Annotated in this window: 11 protein-coding genes; 1 reads left to right on the forward strand and 10 read right to left on the reverse strand. The window is 70.0% G+C overall.

All coding sequences use genetic code 11. The annotated features are described in order from the left end of the window. Positions 1–112 precede the first annotated feature (112 nt). The 8 genes from ACLJQ7_RS16790 to ACLJQ7_RS16825 all read right to left on the reverse strand — a co-directional run bounded on the left by ACLJQ7_RS16790 (position 113) and on the right by ACLJQ7_RS16825 (position 13,810). Complete coding sequence (locus ACLJQ7_RS16790) at positions 113–397, reverse strand: hypothetical protein (protein ID WP_410649124.1); 285 nt, start codon at positions 395–397, stop codon at positions 113–115. 63 nt (positions 398–460) lie between these two features. Next, entirely contained in the window at positions 461–1,096 is a 636-nt protein-coding gene (locus ACLJQ7_RS16795; RefSeq protein ID WP_378372559.1) for a hypothetical protein, read from the reverse strand. After that, positions 1,089–1,508 carry an acyl-CoA thioesterase gene (locus tag ACLJQ7_RS16800; RefSeq protein WP_034313873.1) on the reverse strand — a complete coding sequence of 140 codons (420 nt, stop codon included), beginning with the start codon at positions 1,506–1,508 and terminating at the stop codon, positions 1,089–1,091. Before ACLJQ7_RS16800 ends, ACLJQ7_RS16795 begins: the two co-directional genes overlap by 8 nt. Beyond that, positions 1,508–6,481 carry an NAD-glutamate dehydrogenase gene (locus ACLJQ7_RS16805; protein WP_410649125.1) on the reverse strand — a complete coding sequence of 1,658 codons (4,974 nt, stop codon included), beginning with the start codon at positions 6,479–6,481 and terminating at the stop codon, positions 1,508–1,510. The genes ACLJQ7_RS16800 and ACLJQ7_RS16805 overlap by 1 nt, the downstream gene beginning before the upstream one ends. 343 nt (positions 6,482–6,824) lie before the next feature. Then, the gene (locus ACLJQ7_RS16810) at positions 6,825–9,350 is read right to left on the reverse strand and encodes a hypothetical protein (protein WP_410649126.1); all 2,526 of its coding nucleotides are present in this window, start codon (positions 9,348–9,350) and stop codon (positions 6,825–6,827) included. A 16-nt stretch (positions 9,351–9,366) separates the two neighbouring features. Further along, positions 9,367–11,043 carry an energy-dependent translational throttle protein EttA gene (ettA, locus tag ACLJQ7_RS16815; protein WP_125793032.1) on the reverse strand — a complete coding sequence of 559 codons (1,677 nt, stop codon included), beginning with the start codon at positions 11,041–11,043 and terminating at the stop codon, positions 9,367–9,369. Between the two features lie 96 nt (positions 11,044–11,139). Continuing rightward, positions 11,140–11,589, reverse strand: a complete 450-nt coding sequence (locus tag ACLJQ7_RS16820) for a single-stranded DNA-binding protein (RefSeq protein WP_410649127.1) — start codon at positions 11,587–11,589, stop codon at positions 11,140–11,142. A 193-nt stretch (positions 11,590–11,782) separates the two neighbouring features. Continuing rightward, a complete protein-coding gene (locus ACLJQ7_RS16825) occupies positions 11,783–13,810 on the reverse strand; it encodes a cytochrome c oxidase assembly protein (RefSeq protein WP_410649128.1) in 2,028 nt (675 codons plus the stop codon). A 42-nt stretch (positions 13,811–13,852) separates the two neighbouring features. Between ACLJQ7_RS16825 and ACLJQ7_RS16830 the strand changes: the two genes are divergently transcribed. Then, a complete protein-coding gene (locus ACLJQ7_RS16830; RefSeq protein WP_410649129.1) occupies positions 13,853–14,491 on the forward strand; it encodes a histidine phosphatase family protein in 639 nt (212 codons plus the stop codon). Here the strand turns inward: ACLJQ7_RS16830 and ACLJQ7_RS16835 are convergent. Both ACLJQ7_RS16835 and ACLJQ7_RS16840 read right to left on the reverse strand, forming a co-directional pair. Further along, the gene (locus ACLJQ7_RS16835) at positions 14,465–15,598 is read right to left on the reverse strand and encodes a sensor histidine kinase (RefSeq protein WP_410649130.1); all 1,134 of its coding nucleotides are present in this window, start codon (positions 15,596–15,598) and stop codon (positions 14,465–14,467) included. The genes ACLJQ7_RS16830 and ACLJQ7_RS16835 overlap by 27 nt on opposite strands. Positions 15,599–15,689: 91 nt before the next feature. Beyond that, positions 15,690–16,868: an MFS transporter gene (locus ACLJQ7_RS16840; RefSeq protein ID WP_410649131.1), complete on the reverse strand. Its 1,179-nt coding sequence runs from the start codon at positions 16,866–16,868 to the stop codon at positions 15,690–15,692. Between the last annotated feature and the right edge of the window lie 106 nt (positions 16,869–16,974).

Consider the following 16,974-nt stretch of genomic DNA (forward strand, 5'->3'; position numbering starts at 1 on the left):
CTGAGCTCGAGAGTGCCCTGCAAAACGTTTCCGTGGCCTTCGGCCAAAGAGGGCGCATGGCGTGAAGTCTCCGTCGGGCGCAGAGCGCCCTTGGGGAGACGCGAGGAAAGCTCTAGGCGTCGCCGGAGGAGCCCGGGTCGAACCCGGAGTCGCCGGAGTCGGCTGAGTCGTTCAAAGTGCCCGAGACGATCCAGGTCGCCAGCGCGGCGGCCTGGACGTAGGGCGCCGCCTTCGCCGCGGCCCGTCCGGCGGATTTGGCGCGACCCCATTTCTCCGGGCGTTCGGCGCGTTCCGGCGCCTCCTCACCCGGCGGGCGCTCGGTCCGCCACGGGGTCTCCTCCGGCCGGACCTCGGCGAGGAAATCCGCCGTCGGGTCTTCCCGGTCCTTGTCGCTCATGGAGACAGCCTGACACCGCGGGCGGCCGGAAGCCACCCGCGGTGTGATGCGGTAAGGAAGCCGTCAGAACAGCAGCGGCAGGAGCGCGTGACGGCGCTTGAGGACAGCGCCGTACCGCGCGTCGATGCGCATCCACGAATCCGTCGCGGTCACCCGGACGACGTCGCCGTCGATCGACGAGTCCACGAAACCCATCCCCGACAGCGCGAACAGGCACCGCATCTGGACCTTGATCTCCAGCTCGTTGCCCGAAACGGTGAGCACCGCCTGGTCCATCAGCGAGGCGGGCGGGTTGCCGTGCGGGCCGACGTTGTCGCGGGCCAGTGTGACGCCCCGATCGGCCAGCTCCGAGATCACCGTCGCCGGCAGTTCGTCCACCAGCTGCCAGCGGCCGGGGGCGGGCAGCTCGGAATGCCACATCAGGTCGCGGGCCGGGCCCGGATCCATCCGCTCACCGCCGGCGACGGTCAGCGCGGCGAGCAGCTCGTTCCCGGACACGGTGACGTCCGACGGCGTGATGTCGCCGGCGACCGCCCTGGTGGCGAGAACCTCGAACGGGGTCGTGCTCCACGCCTCGACGACACCGTCACCGCGCTGCCGCAACCGCACCAGCGTGTTCTGGTCGAGCCGGACCGCCCTGGCCACGAACGCGCCGAGTGTTTCGCGGTCGCCCGCGTCCGGGATGACGAGCTCAGGCATCCGCGAACCCCTTCTCCAGGAAGGCGCGTTCGTCCTCGGTCAGCCGCCGGGGCCGCTCCGACGCGGTGTCGAACGGCGCGAGCACCGTCTCGGCGGTGACCGCGACCTTGTCGGCCTCGGCCGGGCCGTCGTGCACCCGGTAACCGAGGGTGAAGCTGGCGTGCTTCAAGTCCTTCAACGAGATCTCCACCCGGATGTCCTGATCGGACACCACGATCGGCGAACGGTAATGGACGGCCAGCTTCACCACCACGATGCCCTTGGGCAGTTCGGTGAGCCCCGCGCGGACGGCGTCCCCGAACAGCAGGGGGATCCGTGCCTCTTCGAGCAGGGTCACCAGATTCGCGTGGTTGACGTGCCCGTAGACGTCCATATCCGACCAGCGCGGCCGGATCAGGGAAATGTAGCTCACTACCTCACCGTGCTCCGGATCTGCCTCGCCGCCACCGACAGCGTCGCCAGGTCGAGCTTGCCGAACTGGCTGATCTCGTCCAGCGCGACGCGGGCCCGCTGCAACCGCGAAGCGTTCGTCTTCTCCCAGTGGCCGATCTTCTCGTCCGGGTCGGTGCCCGAATCGCTGTGCCGCAAGGCGTCGAGCGTGATCGTCCGCAAGGAACCGTAGACGTCGTCCCGCAGCGCCAGCCGGGCGAGCGCGTGCCAGCGGTTGCCGCGTTCGAGACCGCTGATCGAGGTCAGCATCTTGTCGATGCCGAGGTGGTCGGACAGCGCGTAGTACAGGCCCGCGGTCTCCGCCGGGCTGTGCACCGCGTCGATCCCCGCCTGCTGCTCGGCCAGCTCCGCGACATCGGTGACGTCGAGCAGGCCGAAGGTGTGCAGCAGCAGCGCCACCCGCCCGGCGAGTTCCGCCGGGACGCCCTTCTCGATCAGCCGCTCGGTGTTCGCGTCCACCGAAGCGCACTCGACACCGCGAAGCAGCTCGTGCGCCCTCGGGGCCAGCTCACCGACCACGCGGCCGAACCGGTTGATCTCGGCGAGCGGGGCCAGCGGCTGCGGCCGGTTGGTGAGGAACCAGCGGGCGGCCCGGTCGAGCAGCCTGCGGGTCTCCAGCATCATCTCGTCCGCGACCTCGGTCGGCACGACGTTGTCCAGCGCGTCGATCTGGGCCCACAGCGACGGCAGGTCGTACACGTGGGTGACCACGGCGTACGCGCGGACGGCGTCGGTCGCGGTCGCGTTCATCTCCTCCATCAGGCGGAAGACGTACGAGATCCCGGCGCCGTCGACGACCTCGTTGGCCACCATCGTCGTGATGATCTCGCGCTTCAGCGGGTGCTGGAAGATCGCGTCGCCGAAGCGCTCCCGAAGCGGCTTCGGGAAATACTCGGGCAGCCGACGCGAGAACACCTCGGAGTCCGGCAGCTCGCTCGCCAGCAGCTCGTCCTTCAGGTCGAGCTTGACGTGCGCGAGCAGCGTCGCCAGCTCCGGCGAGGTGAGGCCTTCGCCCGCCTTCTCCAGCGCGCGGAACTCCGCCGAACTCGGCAGTGCTTCGAGCTTGCGGTCGAAAGCGCCCTTCGCGACCAGCGCCGCGACGAGCCGCTGGTGCACCGAGACCATCGGGCCGGCGTGGGCCCGGCTGACCCCGAGCACGGCGTTCTGCCGGTAGTTGTCGGCCAGCACCAGCTCGCCGACCTCGTCGGTCATCTGCTCCAGCAGCTCGTTGCGCTGCTCGGCGTCGAGCGACCCGGCCGAGACCAGGTGGTCCAGCAGGATCTTGATGTTGACCTCGTGGTCGGAGCAGTCGACGCCCGCCGAGTTGTCGAGCGCGTCGGTGTTGATCTTGCCTCCGGCGCGGGCGAACTCGATCCGGCCGAGCTGCGTCAAGCCCAGGTTCCCGCCCTCGCCGACGACCTTCACGCGGAGCTGGTTCCCGTTGACGCGCAGGGCGTCGTTGGCCTTGTCGCCCGCGTCCGCGTGGGACTCGTTCTCGGCCTTGACGTAGGTGCCGATACCGCCGTTCCACAGCAGCTCGACCGGCGCCAGCAGGATCGCCTGCATCAGGTCGTTGGGCGCCAGTTTCGTGACGTCCTCGCCGAGGCCGAGCGCTTCGCGGACCTGCGGGCTGACCGGGATCGTCTTCGCCGAACGCGAATAGATGCCGCCGCCCTCGCTGATCAGCGAGCGGTCGTAGTCCTCCCACGACGAGCGCGGCAGGTCGAACAACCTGCGCCGCTCGGCGAACGAGGTCGCCGCGTCCGGGTTCGGGTCGAGGAAGATGTGCAGGTGGTTGAAGGCGGCCACCAGCCGGATGTGCTCCGAGAGCAGCATGCCGTTGCCGAAGACGTCACCCATCATGTCGCCGATGCCGACGACGGTGAAGTCCTCGGTCTGGGTGTCCTTGCCCAGCTCGCGGAAGTTGCGTTTGACGCTCTCCCAAGCACCCTTCGCGGTGATGCCCATGGCCTTGTGGTCGTAACCGACCGAGCCACCGGACGCGAAGGCGTCGCCGAGCCAGAACCCGTAGTTCGCCGAGACCTCGTTCGCGATGTCGGAGAACTTCGCGGTGCCCTTGTCCGCGGCGACCACGAGGTAGCTGTCGTCGCCGTCGTGGCGGACCACGCCCGGCGCCGGAACGGTCTTGCCCTCGACGCGGTTGTCGGTCACGTCCAGCAGGCCGGAGATGAACATCCGGTAGCAGGCGATGCCCTCGTTCAGCTGGGCGTCGCGATCCAGGCCGGGGTCACCGGTGGCCGTCGGCGGGCGCTTCACCACGAAGCCGCCCTTCGCGCCGACAGGCACGATGACCGCGTTCTTGACCGCCTGGGCCTTGACCAGGCCAAGGATCTCCGTACGGAAGTCCTCCCGGCGGTCGGACCACCGCAGGCCTCCGCGCGCGACGTCGCCGAAGCGCAGGTGCACGCCCTCGATCCGGGGCGAGTACACGAAGATCTCGTACTTCGGCCGCGGCTCGGGCAGTTCGGGCACCGCGCTCGGGTCGAGCTTGAGCGCCAGGTACTGCCGCGAGTTCCCGTCCGCGTCGGTGACGTGGTAGTTCGTGCGCAGCGTGGCGAGGATGACCGACATCAGCCGTCGCAGGATCCGGTCCTCGTCGAGGCTCGTCACCTCGTCGACCAGCTTGCCGATCTCGGTGGTGAGCTGCTCGGCCTGCGACACGCGGACCTCGTCGCCGAGCGCGAGATCGAACCGCGTCTCGAACAGCCGCACCAGCGCGGTGGCGATGTCGGTGTGCGCGAGGACGGTGTTCTCGATGTACTCCTGCGAGAACGGGATCTTCGTCTGGCGCAGGTACCGCGAATAGGCCCGCAGGATGGCCGCCTGGCGCCAGGTGAGCCCGGCGCGCAGGACGAGGCCGTTGAAGCCGTCGACCTCGCAGTCGCCGCGCCAGGCGGCGTGGAAGGCGTCCTGGAAGCGGGTGCGGAGGTCGTTGTCCGCGTGGTCGAGGACCTGCGGGTCGATGCGCAGGCCGAAGTCGTAGATCCACGACCGGCCGCCGTCCTCGCGGCGCAGTTCGTACGGCCGCTCGTCGACGACCTCGACGCCCATCCGCTGCAGGACCGGGAGCACCTGGGAGAGGGTGACGCCCTCACCGCGCAGGTACAGCTTGAAGCGCCGCTCCCCCGCCTCCGCGTCGGCGGGCAGGTAGAACGACATCGACAGGTCGCCCTCGTCGGTCAGCGACTCCAGGGCGCGGAGGTCCGCGAGCGCTTCGAGCGCGGTGAAGTCCTCCTTGTAGCCCTCGGGGAACACGGCGGCGAACCGCTGCCCCTGCTCACCGGCGGACTCTTCGCCCATCAGGCCGATCGCGACGCCGCCGTCCCCGGCACGCCCGCGGCGTTCGGCGAGGATCGCCTCGACCATCCTGTCGTCCCAGCTGCGAACGGCTTCGTTGAGCCGTTCCTGGATGCGCAGGGTGTCCGGTTCGGACCGCTGCGACGGATCGGTGTGCACGATGAAATGCACCTGCGCGAGCACGGTCTCGCCGATACGCGCGCTGTACTCCAGTTGCGTGCCTTCGAGTTCTTCGAGCAGTACCTCCTGCATCGCGAGCCGCGAACGGGTCGTGTAGCGGTCACGCGGGAGGTACACGAGGCACGAATAGAAACGGCCGTACGGGTCACGGCGCAGGAACAGGCGCAGCCGTCTGCGATCCGAAAGCGTGATCGCGCCCGTCGTCGTCGAGTACAGCGAGTCGGTGTCGGCCGAGAACAGGTCCGCGCGCGGCCAGTTCTGCAGCACTTCGAGCATGCGCTGGCCGGAGAAGGACTCCATCGGGAAGCCCGCGCGGTGGATGACCTCGCGGACCCGGTTGCAGACCACCGGGATGTCGAGCACGTTCTCGTGCAGCGCGGTGGTGGTGAACATGCCGAGGAACCGGTGCTCACCGGTGACGTTCCCGTTGTCGTCGAACGTTTTCACGCCGACGTAGTACGGATACACCGGGCGGTGCACCGTGGACGGCGCGCTCGCCTGGGTCAGCACCAGCAGCGTCGGCGCGAGCGCGGACGCCGCCGTGTCCGGACCGGCGGTGAGGCTGCGCGCGGCCAGACTGTCCTGGCGCAGCACGCCCAGCCCGGTGGCGAGCACCGCGCGCAAGGCGGGCTCTTCGCTGTCCGGGTGCGGGTTGTCGATCAGCTCGTAACGGCGGTAACCGAGGAAGGTGAAGTGGCCGTCGGCCAGCCAGCGCAGCAGCCGGGCGCCCTCCGCGACCTCGTAGGCGGGCAACCGCGGCGGGTTCCCGTCCAGTTCGTCGGCGAGACCGCGCGCCGTCTGCGCCATCCTGTCGGTGTCCTCGACGACCTCACGGACGTCACCCAGCACCGACGACAGCCGGTTGTCCAGCTCGCGCGCGCGGTTCGGATCCGTCACCAGGTCGATCTCGATGTACATCCACGACTCGGCCGCCGAATTCGCCGGCGGCTCCGCCGGGTCGGCGTCCGGGTGGACCTCCAGCAGCTCACCGGTCAGATCCCGGCTCACCACGACGATCGGGTGCACGATGCGCTGCACCTGCACCCCGTCGCGCGCGAACTCCGCCGCGACGGAATCCACCAGGTACGGCATGTCGTCCGTGACGACCTGCACGACGGTCGCCTCACGCGTCCAGCCGTCTTCGGGGCCCGTCGGGTTCAGCAGCCGTACTGCGGGACGGCCGGGCATCCGGTCCTTCGCGAGCTGCAGATGCGAACGGACGGCGCCGACGAGGTCGACCGGGTCGTCACCGAGAATCTCTTCGGCCGGGATGTGCCGGTAGTACAAGCGGATCAAGTCGCCGATCTCCGGGGCGTACGCCGCGGCGGCGTCGATCAGGTCGTCCCGGATCTGCTCCGGGTTCGCCGACCGGCGCCGGGCGCCTTCCTCGGTGCCGACATCTTTTCCGGGCAGGGACGAGACTCCCGTCGAGCTCATTGAGGCAACTCTCCACTGTAGCGAGATTGACACCGCGACCGGCACGACTTTGTACCGGACCAGACCCAACCTACAGCTCCGGACAGTCGGCTCCACAAGGCCGGGTCCTTCCCGGCCGTCGAAGATTTCCCTGCTCAGATACCGGAATGGCCGTGATCGGTTCAGCTACTCGCGGGTCACATCGGCGGTCTGTCCGGCCTCGCCGCGACCCGCCGCACGGGGGTGACCAGCACCCATTGCCGCGCCGTGCCGCTTCGGGCGAACTCGGCCGCCGATCTGAATCGTTCAAGCCAGACTCCGCTTCCACCGAGGTGGGAGCAAGGGACCTTTGCTACCGCCCGGGTCAGTCGCTGCCGTTGGCGCGGTGCCGGTCGCGGCCGTTGACGGGACGCTTTCCCGTGTCCTGGGACCCGAGCTGCTTCACGAGGGCGGCGGCACTGGCGGTGCCCGCCTGGTGCTCCGCGAGCGCGCGGGCGAGCAGATCGGCGAGACCGGCGTCCGGCGGCGGCTCGTCCTCGGCGATCGCGCGGGCGTAGCTCTCCGGGAACGGCGTGATCGGACGCCAGGAGCCGGTGTCGGTCAGCGGGTCCAACGCCGGCGGCATCCGCAGCCGCGGCAGCCACGGATCCGCGACCTCTTCCTTGGCGCTCGGGCGAGGACCTTCCCCGGTCCCGCTTGCCTGCGTCGGCACCGGGTCCTCCCGTGGCGGCGGCGCGAGCGGGACGGCGGGTTCGCCGTACTCGACCGGAGGCTGTTCCCGGCGGGCACGGCCGGTGTCGGCGCGTTCTTCGGCGAAAGGTTCGGGGTGCACGGGATCCGCGGCGTCGTCCGCGCGACGGCGGCCACCGCCCTGCCCGCCCGTGCTCGAGATCCCGAGCCGGTCCAGTACCGATTTCGCCGCCACGGAACCGTGTTCGGCGTCGTGCCTGGTCTTGCGCGAGACCGGCGCCGAGGACCGGCGCGCCCGCTCTTCGGCCGCCCACTCGTCGCTCTCCCACAACGGCGCGGCGGTGCCCGGCGGCCGGGTCTCCGCCGCCACGCGCGGCCGTGGTTCGGCGGCGGGCTCGGGAGCCAGAAGCAGCTCGGGCAAGACGGTTTCCGACGCGGCCACGGGCAGCGGCTCCTCGGTCCAACGCCGCGTGACCGGGGCCGGGGTTTCCGGCCGGGCGATCGCCGGTTCGGGAGCGACGGTCTCGCGAGCCGCGGGCTCCTCCTGACGGCGACGGCGCACGGGCTCCGGTTCCGGACGCGACACCGGTTCGGGGCGCGACACCGGTTCGGGGCGCGGCGCGGGCTCCGGCTTCGGCGGCGGCATCAGTTTCGGCGCGACGGGTTCGGCCTTGGGCTCGAACCTGATCGACGGTTTGGCCTTCTGCGGCACCCGACGGCGCCAGTCGCTGTCGGACGCCGCCGCTTCCCTGGCGGGCTCGGGACGGGACGGCGGCTTCAGCACCGGCGCTTCGCGCTCTTTCGAGACCGGAGCCGCCACGGGAGACTCCACCGGGCGCGGAGGATCGACCGGCGTGTGCCGCGCGGGCGCGGATTCCGCATGCCTGCTCTGCCGCGCGGGCTGCGGCGGCTCACGGCGAACCGGCGGCTCGGCCGCGGCCCGCTTCGGGGGCCCCACGTCGAGCGTCGGGATCGGCGGGATCACCGCCGTCACCTCGGCCGGTTCCGGCGCGGGAACGGGGACCGCGGCGGTGGACGGCCGCGCGGCGACGGCCCGCAGGACGTCGTCGAGGTCGACGGCGGCGTTCTCGGCCGCGCCGAATTCGCCGACCAGGACATTGCACGCCTGCCTGCGCGCGCGGGCGTGCAGATGTTCGGCGGCACGCGAACGGTGCAGGCAGCCGATGGCCTCCTCGGCCCGGCCGAGCCGTTCCTCGATCTGCGCGAGTTCCAGCCACAGCCGCGCCGTGACGGCGTGCAGGTTGTGGTCCTCGGCTCCCGCGACCGCCTCACGGACGAGCATGCCCGCGGCTTCACCGGATCCCGCGGGCAGCAGGACACGGGTGGCCACCGCCAGCCGCAGCCACGCGGCCGGCGCGATCCCGGCGGCCCGGACGGGCGCGTCGAGGATCGGCTGCGCGACCTCCAGCGCCATCTCCGTGTCGCCCCGGTCCAGCACCGTGCAGACGAGTTGCAGGATCAGCCTGATCCGGACGAGACCGCCGTCGTCGTCGGGGTTCCCGAGCTTTTCGAGCATGCCGAGCCCGGTCCGCGCGGCGTCGGCGGCCGAAGTCAGGTCACCGTGCCGTCGACGGTGTGCCGACACTCCGACCCGCAACAACGCGCGGATCAGCAACTGGGAATCCGCCGTCATCGAGCCGTCGCCGAGCACGAGCTTGTCCGCCTCGGCGAGGACCCGGTCCAGCTCCGCTTTGCGGCCGAACTGCGCCAAGCAACCCACGAGGTGACACAACGCCTCCGCCCGGTGCGAAGCCGAAACCACCGGATCCGCCAGCAACGGACGCAACACCGCCAGACCCGTCAGCGGGATGCCCACGCTGCGCGCACAGACCGCCAGGTCGATCCTCAGCCGGGCGGCGATGTCGCCGTAGCCCGCGTGTTCCGCGGCGCGCAGGGCGGCCACGGCCCGGCCGACCGTCCGGGGACGGCCACCGAGCCGCACCCGGGCGCTCACCACCAGGCTCTCCGCGCGGATCCACTGCTCGTCGGCGCCGGCGGCCTCGGCGAGCGCGGCCGCGCGCTCCCCGAGGACCAATGCGAGCTCGGGCGCCCTCAGATGCAGGGCGTCCGCGCGTTCGATCAACCTGCCGACAGCGGACAGGGTTCCCCCGGTGGCAGCCGTCCGCCCACCCACCATGGTGGTGGGCGAGCCCGGCCGTTGGCGCTTGCTGGCTTCCACGGGGAACCCCCGGCCCTCAGTCGCGGGTCAGCTTGCGATGGGTGACGCGGTGCGGACGAGCCGCCTCGGCACCGAGACGTTCGACCTTGTTCTTCTCGTAGCCCTCGAAGTTACCTTCGAACCAGAACCATTGCGAGGGGTTCTCGTCCGTGCCTTCCCAAGCGAGGATGTGCGTCGCGACCCGGTCGAGGAACCACCGGTCGTGCGAGATGACCACGGCGCAGCCGGGGAACTGCTCGAGAGCGTTCTCCAGCGAGCCGAGGGTCTCGACGTCCAGGTCGTTCGTCGGCTCGTCGAGCAGGATCAGGTTCCCGCCCTGTTTGAGGGTCAGCGCCAGGTTCAGCCGGTTGCGCTCACCGCCGGAGAGCACGCCCGCCGGCTTCTGCTGGTCCGGCCCCTTGAAACCGAACGCGCTGACGTAGGCACGCGAGGGCATTTCGGTCTGCCCGACGTGGATGTAGTCCAGCTTGTCCGAAACCACCTCCCATACCGTCTTCTTCGGGTCGATCCCGCCGCGGTTCTGGTCCACATAGGACAGTTTGACCGTCTCGCCGATCTTGACCCGGCCGTCGTCCGGCTCCTCGAGCCCGACGATCGTCTTGAACAGGGTCGTCTTGCCGACACCGTTCGGCCCGATCACGCCGACGATGCCGTTGCGCGGCAGGTCGAACGACAGCCCGTCGATCAGCACCCGGTCGTCGAAACCCTTGCGCAGCTTCTCGACCTCGACGACCACGCTGCCCAGCCGGGGCCCCGGCGGGATCTGGATCTCTTCGAAGTCGAGCTTGCGGTGCTTGTCCGCCTCCGCGGCCATCTCCTCGTAGCGGTCGAGCCGGGACCGCGACTTGGTCTGGCGCGCCTTGGCGTTGGACCGGACCCAGTCGAGCTCGGACTTCAGCCGCTTGGCGAGCTTGGCGTCCTTCTTGCCCTGGACCTCGAGACGCTCGCGCTTCTTCTCCAGGTACGTCGAGTAGTTGCCCTCATAGCCGACGACGCGGCCGCGGTCGAGCTCCATGATCCACTCGGCGACGTTGTCCAGGAAGTACCGGTCGTGGGTGACGGCGAGGACGGCGCCGGCGTAGTTCGCGAGGAACTGCTCCAGCCACAGCACGCTTTCGGCGTCCAGATGGTTGGTGGGCTCGTCGAGGAGCAGCAGGTCGGGCGCGGACAGGAGCAGCTTGCACAGCGCGACCCGGCGGCGCTCACCACCGGAGAGGTGGGTGACGGGCTCTTCCGGCGGCGGGCAACGCAGGGCGTCCATCGCCTGCTCCACCGCGGAGTCGATCTCCCACGCGTCGGCGTGGTCGAGGTCTTCCTGGAGCTTGCCCATCTCTTCCATCAGCTCGTCGCTGTAGTCGGTCGCCATGAGCTCGGCGACCTCATTGAAGCGGTTGAGCTTGACCTTGATGTCGCCAAGGCCCTCTTCGACGTTTTCGCGGACGGTCTTTTCCTCGTTGAGCTCCGGCTCCTGCATGAGGATGCCGACGCTGGCGCCAGGCTGGAGGAAGGCTTCGCCGTTGCTGGCCTGCTCGATCCCCGCCATGATCTTCAGAACGGTGGACTTACCCGCGCCGTTCGGCCCCACCACGCCGATCTTGGCGCCGGGGTAGAACGCGGTGCTGACGTCGTCGAGGATGACCTTGTCCCCGACGGTCTTGCGCACCTTCTTCATGGTGTAGATGAACTCGGCCATGCAAACGATCGTAGAGCGAGGCGATCGCGGCCTTGACGGCGGTCACCACCGAGCTACCGACAGTCAGCCCGATATCACTGAGTGAGCATCGGAAATTCACCCCACGGGCGCCTCCTCCAGCGCGGTGACCATGGGATTCCCGGTGGGCGGCGGCACCGGCGGGATCGCCCTCGGCCGGTCACGTCCCATCCGGTGGATCTCGGCCGAGCAACGCGCCAGGTTCGGGCCGATGGAGAAGGCCTCAAGCTCAGGTAGACCCAGAGGTGCCGGGATCTCCTCCGCGGTCTCGGCGCCGCGCAGCCGCCCTGCCACGATCACCGGGTCGCCCTTGCTCAGGCAGGAGAACGCCGCCATCGCCAGCTTGCGCCAGCAGGTGACCTTGACCGCGAGCTGCCGCCCCTCTCCCCACTCCCCTCTTTCCTTGTCGTACCGGCGTTCGACACTCCGCAAGCCGAACGACACGACGTCATGCCCGTGGACCCGCTCCGGATGGTGTATCGGTTCGCTGGTCAGGTTGCCGATCATGGTCACCCACGTTTCGCCCATCGCCATCACACTCGCCCTTCTCCTCGATCCGGGGCCTTCCCGGCGTTTCCCTTGAGCACAGATTGCCTCGGAATCAAGGACGGAAAGGGACGGAAATCGGATCTGTGGACAACTCCGGGCGTTGTGGGCTTCCTGTGGACAACTCGGGCTGAAAGACGGGCGCGGACGCGGGAATGTGCTAAGGGACGGGACGCTACGAGCCCTGCCCCGGCCCCCGACCCTGATCGGCGAGTTTCTTCAGCATCGCGTTGTAGGCGTTCAGATCCGCGTCGCCGGAGACGTCCTCGCGGCGGTCCCGGCGCCGCGCCTCTCGCTCGTCCTGCCGCGCCCACTGCACCAGCAGCGCGACGAGCACCAGCAGTACCGGCAGCTCACCGGACGCCCACGCGATCCCGCCGCCGAGCCGCTGATCGGTGAGGAGATCGGTGACCCACGGCAGCTTCAGCCCGCGATAGAAGTCCTGTCCGAGCACGGTCTGCATACTCATCAGCGCGATCCCGAAGAACGCGTGGAACGGCATGGCGGCGAACATCATCCCCAGCCGTCCCAGCGGCGGGAGCCGTCGCGGCGCCGGGTCGACCCCGATCACCGGCCAATAGAAGACGTATCCGGCGAGCAGGAAGTGCGCGTTCATCGCCAGATGCGCCCAGTGGTAGTTCAGCGCCGAATCGAACAGGCCCGAGAAGTACAGGCCGTAGAAGGAACCGACGAACAGCAGCAGCGCGACGATCGGATGCGTCAGGAACCGCGAAAGCGGCGAGTGCACGAAGGCGAGCAGCCATTCGCGCGGTCCGGGCGGGGCGTCCTTGCCCGCCGTGGGCAGCGCGCGCAGCGCGAGCGTCACGGGCCCGCCGAGCACGAACAGGACCGGCGCCACCATGGACAGCAACATGTGGTTGCCCATGTGCACGCTGAACATCGCGGGCGCGTACCGCCCGATACCGGACGACGTCGCGATCAGCAGCACGAAACAGCCCGCGAGCCAAGCGACCGTCCGTCCGGTGGCCCAGGTGTCGCCGCGGCGCCGCAGCCGCCGGACCCCGGCGAGGTACAGCCCGGCGAGAACGAGCGCGAGGGTGCCGTAGACGAGGTCGAACCGCCAGTCCGTGAGCAGCCGGAAGACGGTCGGCGGACCGTAGAGGTCGTACCCGATCAGCAGTTCCGTCGTCGACGGCTGGGTCAGCGATTCCTGCGGCGGCGGGGTCTTCGCGAGCCCGGTGGCGATGCCGATCGTAACGAACATGATCAGCACCTCGACCGCGGCGAGCCGCAGCAGCTGACCACCGCCGGCGCCGTTCACCAGCCCGGCGACCCCCTTCTGCCGTTGCTGATGGCCGAAGACACCGAGCAGCAGCAACGCGACGACCTTCGCGACCACCAGCAGGCCGTAGTCGGTGGTGAACAGATCGGCGATCCTGATCCGCACCAGCGCGTTCACGATGCCGGAGACCGCCATCACGATCCAGCACACGAGCGCCAGCTTCGAAAACCGCGTCGCGGCGAGCTTGAGGTTCTCGCCGCGGCGCCAGCCGAGCGCCAGCAGCGCCACCAGCCCGCCGACCCACAACGCGGCGGCGACGAGGTGGTACAGCAGGCTGTTGGTCGCCATGTCGTGCGAGCCACCGCTGGCGGAATGCCCGGTGACCGCGACCGGGACAAGGCCGCCGACGGACAGGAAGAAGACCACCGTCGTCCAGCCCCAAGTCAGCGCGAGACGACAGCCGAGCGCGACCAGCAACGCGATCAGCGCGGTGAACAGCCAGGCCTTCGGCTGCTCGATGGCGTCGACGAGGTCGATCAGCACCTGCGGCGAGAGCACCTCGGTGAACGGGCGGCCCGCGCCGTCGGCCGCGGAGAAGAAGATCGACGCGGCGGCCGCGAAGAACCAGACCCACGCCGCGGCACCGGCGACCCGGATCGCCGCGTAACCGTCGGCCGCGAGCGTGCCGGACTTCTGCGGCGGGACGAGGAACGCGGCGAGCAGCAGCGAACCCACGCACAGCACCGAAGCCGCCTCGGCCAGCACCCGGACGACGGTGATGCCGTAGCGGGTCACCAGGCCCGGGTCCGGGAGTCCGGCGATGACGTAACCGGCGCCACCGGTCAGCGCGACCAGGCCGACGGCCACCACCGCGGCCAGGAGCGCCCCGATCGACACCAGCGGCAGGACACCGGCCTTCCGCGCGGATGGGGCCGGTTTCGTCTCGGGGTCTGAAGGCACGTCACGAGGGTATGCCGGACGCGCAACCGGCAAGATGGCGGCGTGCGGATCATCTTGCTGAGGCACGCCGAGTCACTCGGCAACGTCGACGAGCTCGCCTACACCCGGATCCCCGACCACGCCCTGCCGCTCACCGACGCGGGGCGTGAGCAGGCGAAACTGGCCGGCCCGGAACTCGAGGAGGTCCTCGGCGGACAGCGGACGGCGGTCTACGTCAGCCCGTATCTGCGGACCAGGGAAACGTTGCGGCTGCTGGACATCCGTGACTCCTGCGAGCGGATCGTGCCGGAACCGAGGCTGCGGGAACAGGACTGGGGCAACCTCCAGGACCCGCTGGAGCAGGAGGTCCAGAAACAACGTCGCCACGAGTTCGGGCACTTCTTCTACCGGCTCCCGTTCGGCGAGTCCGGGGCGGACGTCGACGATCGGGTCGCGGCGTTCCTCAGCGAGCTGGCGGCGTGCGGCGAAGATCACCCCGAGACCGTGCTGGTCGTCTCACACGGGCTCACCATCCGCTTGCTGTGCCGTCGGCTCTTCGGCTGGAGCATCGAGCTGTTCGAGTCCCTGTCCAACCCGAAGACCTGCGAGTACCGCGTCGTGGAGCGGGTGGGCGGCAAATGGACGCTGGACCGCCCGTTCAGCCAATGGCGGGACTCACCCGACGGGGAGACTCAGGATTGACGGGGCGAGGAGCACCACCCTCGTGCCCAGCCCAGGATTGGATTCGATCCGCGCGAATCCGCCGATCTCCGCCATCCGCGCGATGATCGAGTTCTCGAGGCCGAAGCCGCGCCGCTCGGCCCCGACGTCGAAACCGGCGCCGTGATCACGCACCGTCAAGGAAACCCCGCCGCCGATCTCTTCGACGCTCACGACGGCCCGCTTGGTCCCGGAGTGCTTCAGCGTGTTGCGCAGGGCTTCCCTGGCGGCGTCGTGCAGCGCCATGGCCGTCTCCTCCGCAAGCTCCGGTGCGGCGTCGTCCTGGACGACGACCTCGACGCGCAGCCCCTCCGCGGCCATTTCGGCGGCGAGCAGCCGAAGCCGCTGGTGCAATCCGATCCCTTCGGCGGATTCGTGTTCGAGGCTGATCCGGATGCGCATCGCCTGGGCGCGAGCGGTCCGGCGGACGCGGTCGAGGCTGGCCGCCGGGTCGAGTTCGTCGGCGGGCGCGGGGATCGCGAACGACTCCATCACCTGCAGGACGGTGTCGTGGACGTCGCGGCGATGCCGTTCCCGTTCCGCCGCCCGGCCCTGCTGCTCCCCGAACCCGACCGCGAACCGCATCGACGCGCCGACCAGGCCGGCGACCGCGAGCGACACGACCAGCGCGGTCGCGAGGGTGAGAAGGAGACCGAGCGTGGAAGCCGGGTCCAGCAGGGCGTGCGCCGGCACCGCGGCCCCGATGACCAGCGCCCCGGCCGTCGCGCCGCGCAGCAGGGTCCAGACCATCACCGTGCCCATCAGATGGGTCCAGGTGATCGACGTGATCGCGGTGTCCTGCGCGAACGGCGCGGCCCCGAAGACGAAGAGCACGGCGAACGCGCTGTCCACCAAAGGAACCAGCTTCGTCCCGGCCGCGGACCAACGGAAGATCCAGACGGCCGCGACGATGTTGGGCACCACATGCAGCGCCACGAACGTCCACAGCACCGACGAACCCAGGCCCGCCACCCAGAGTGCCTGCACCAGCATCGCCAGCCGGAACGCCACCGGGACCAGGACCAGCCAGGGCACCGTGGTCCGCACCAGCCGCGCCGGGATACCTCCGCCGCCCCCGAGCATCAGCATCCCTCCCGGATCAGCCCCACTGAAACAGCGACCGAAGCGCATTCATTTCAGTTTACCGAGCTGTCAGCTTGCCCGGGTTCCGGCGGAGATGTCAACGGGCGACGGGTTCGGCCACCTCCTCTCGTTTCCGCGCCCGCGCCGCCGCCACCGCGGACGGCACGATCAGCGCGGCGGTCAGCCCGACGAACAGGAACGACACCGAAAGCGACGTGAGCTGCGCGATCCCGCCGATCAGCGGCGGCCCCGCGAGGAAGCCGGTGTAGGCGATCGCCGTGACGAAGGCCAGTTCGCGCTCGCCTCCGGTTCCGTCGGCACGTTTGCCGGACGCGCCCGCGAGGCTCAACGCGATCGGGAAGGCCGCGGCGAGCCCGGCGCCCGCCAGCGCGAAGCCGGCGAACCCGAACACCGGAACGGGGGCCAGCGCGGCGAGCACGAGGCCCGCCGCGGCGACCCCGGCACCCACCGCCAGCGCACGCGTCGCGCCGAAACGGTTCTGAAGCCAGGCGCCCGCGAGCCTGGCGAGCGCCATGGCCAGGGCGAATCCCGAGTACGCGAAGGCGGCGGCGCCGTCGCCGACCCCGTGCACGGACGTCATCAGCAGGGCGGACCAGTCCGAACTCGCTCCCTCCGCGATCGCCGAGAACAGCGCGATGGCGGCGAGCAGCCAGAGGACGGGACGTTTGATCGGCGCCACTCGCGGCTTCTCGACGGGTTCGGTGTGCTCGGGCCGCGCGCCGGGCACGGCGGCGATGACGAAGGCGAGCACCACCAAAGCGGCCAGCGCGGCGACCGTGAGATGCCTCCCGGGCGACCAGTGGTGCGACGCGGCGAACCCCGCGGCGACGGAACCGGCCAACGCGCCGAAGCTGAATCCGGCGTGCAGTATCGGCATGATCGCGCGCCCGGACCGGCGCTCCACCTCGACTCCGGCGACGTTCATCGCCACGTCGAGCGCGCCGACGCTCGCCCCGAGGACGAACAACGCCCCGGCGAGCAGGAGGACCGACGTCGAGAAGCCGATCATCGGCAACGCCGCGGTGGCGATGATCGTGCTGCCCGCGACCACGGCGCGGGCGCCGTATCGCTCGATCAACCGCCCCGAAACCGATGCCGCGATCAGCATGCCGACGCTGGCACCCAGCAGGGCCAGCCCGAAAACGCCCGGCGAGGCGCCCACCCTTTCCGACAACGCCGGTGTCCGCGGCGCCCAGGAGCCGAGCGCGGCCCCGTTGAGCGCGAACACGACGAAAACGGCCGTACGGTCACGCATAGACCCCAGTCTCCTTTCGATTCCTCTTCCCCCAGAATGACTTAAGCGCTTCAGAAAGTCCACCGGCCCCGGCCGGGACTAGACTGCGGCGGTGACCAGCACGCGA

Source organism: Amycolatopsis sp. cmx-4-54, from assembly GCF_046548895.1.
GTDB lineage: Bacteria > Actinomycetota > Actinomycetes > Mycobacteriales > Pseudonocardiaceae > Amycolatopsis.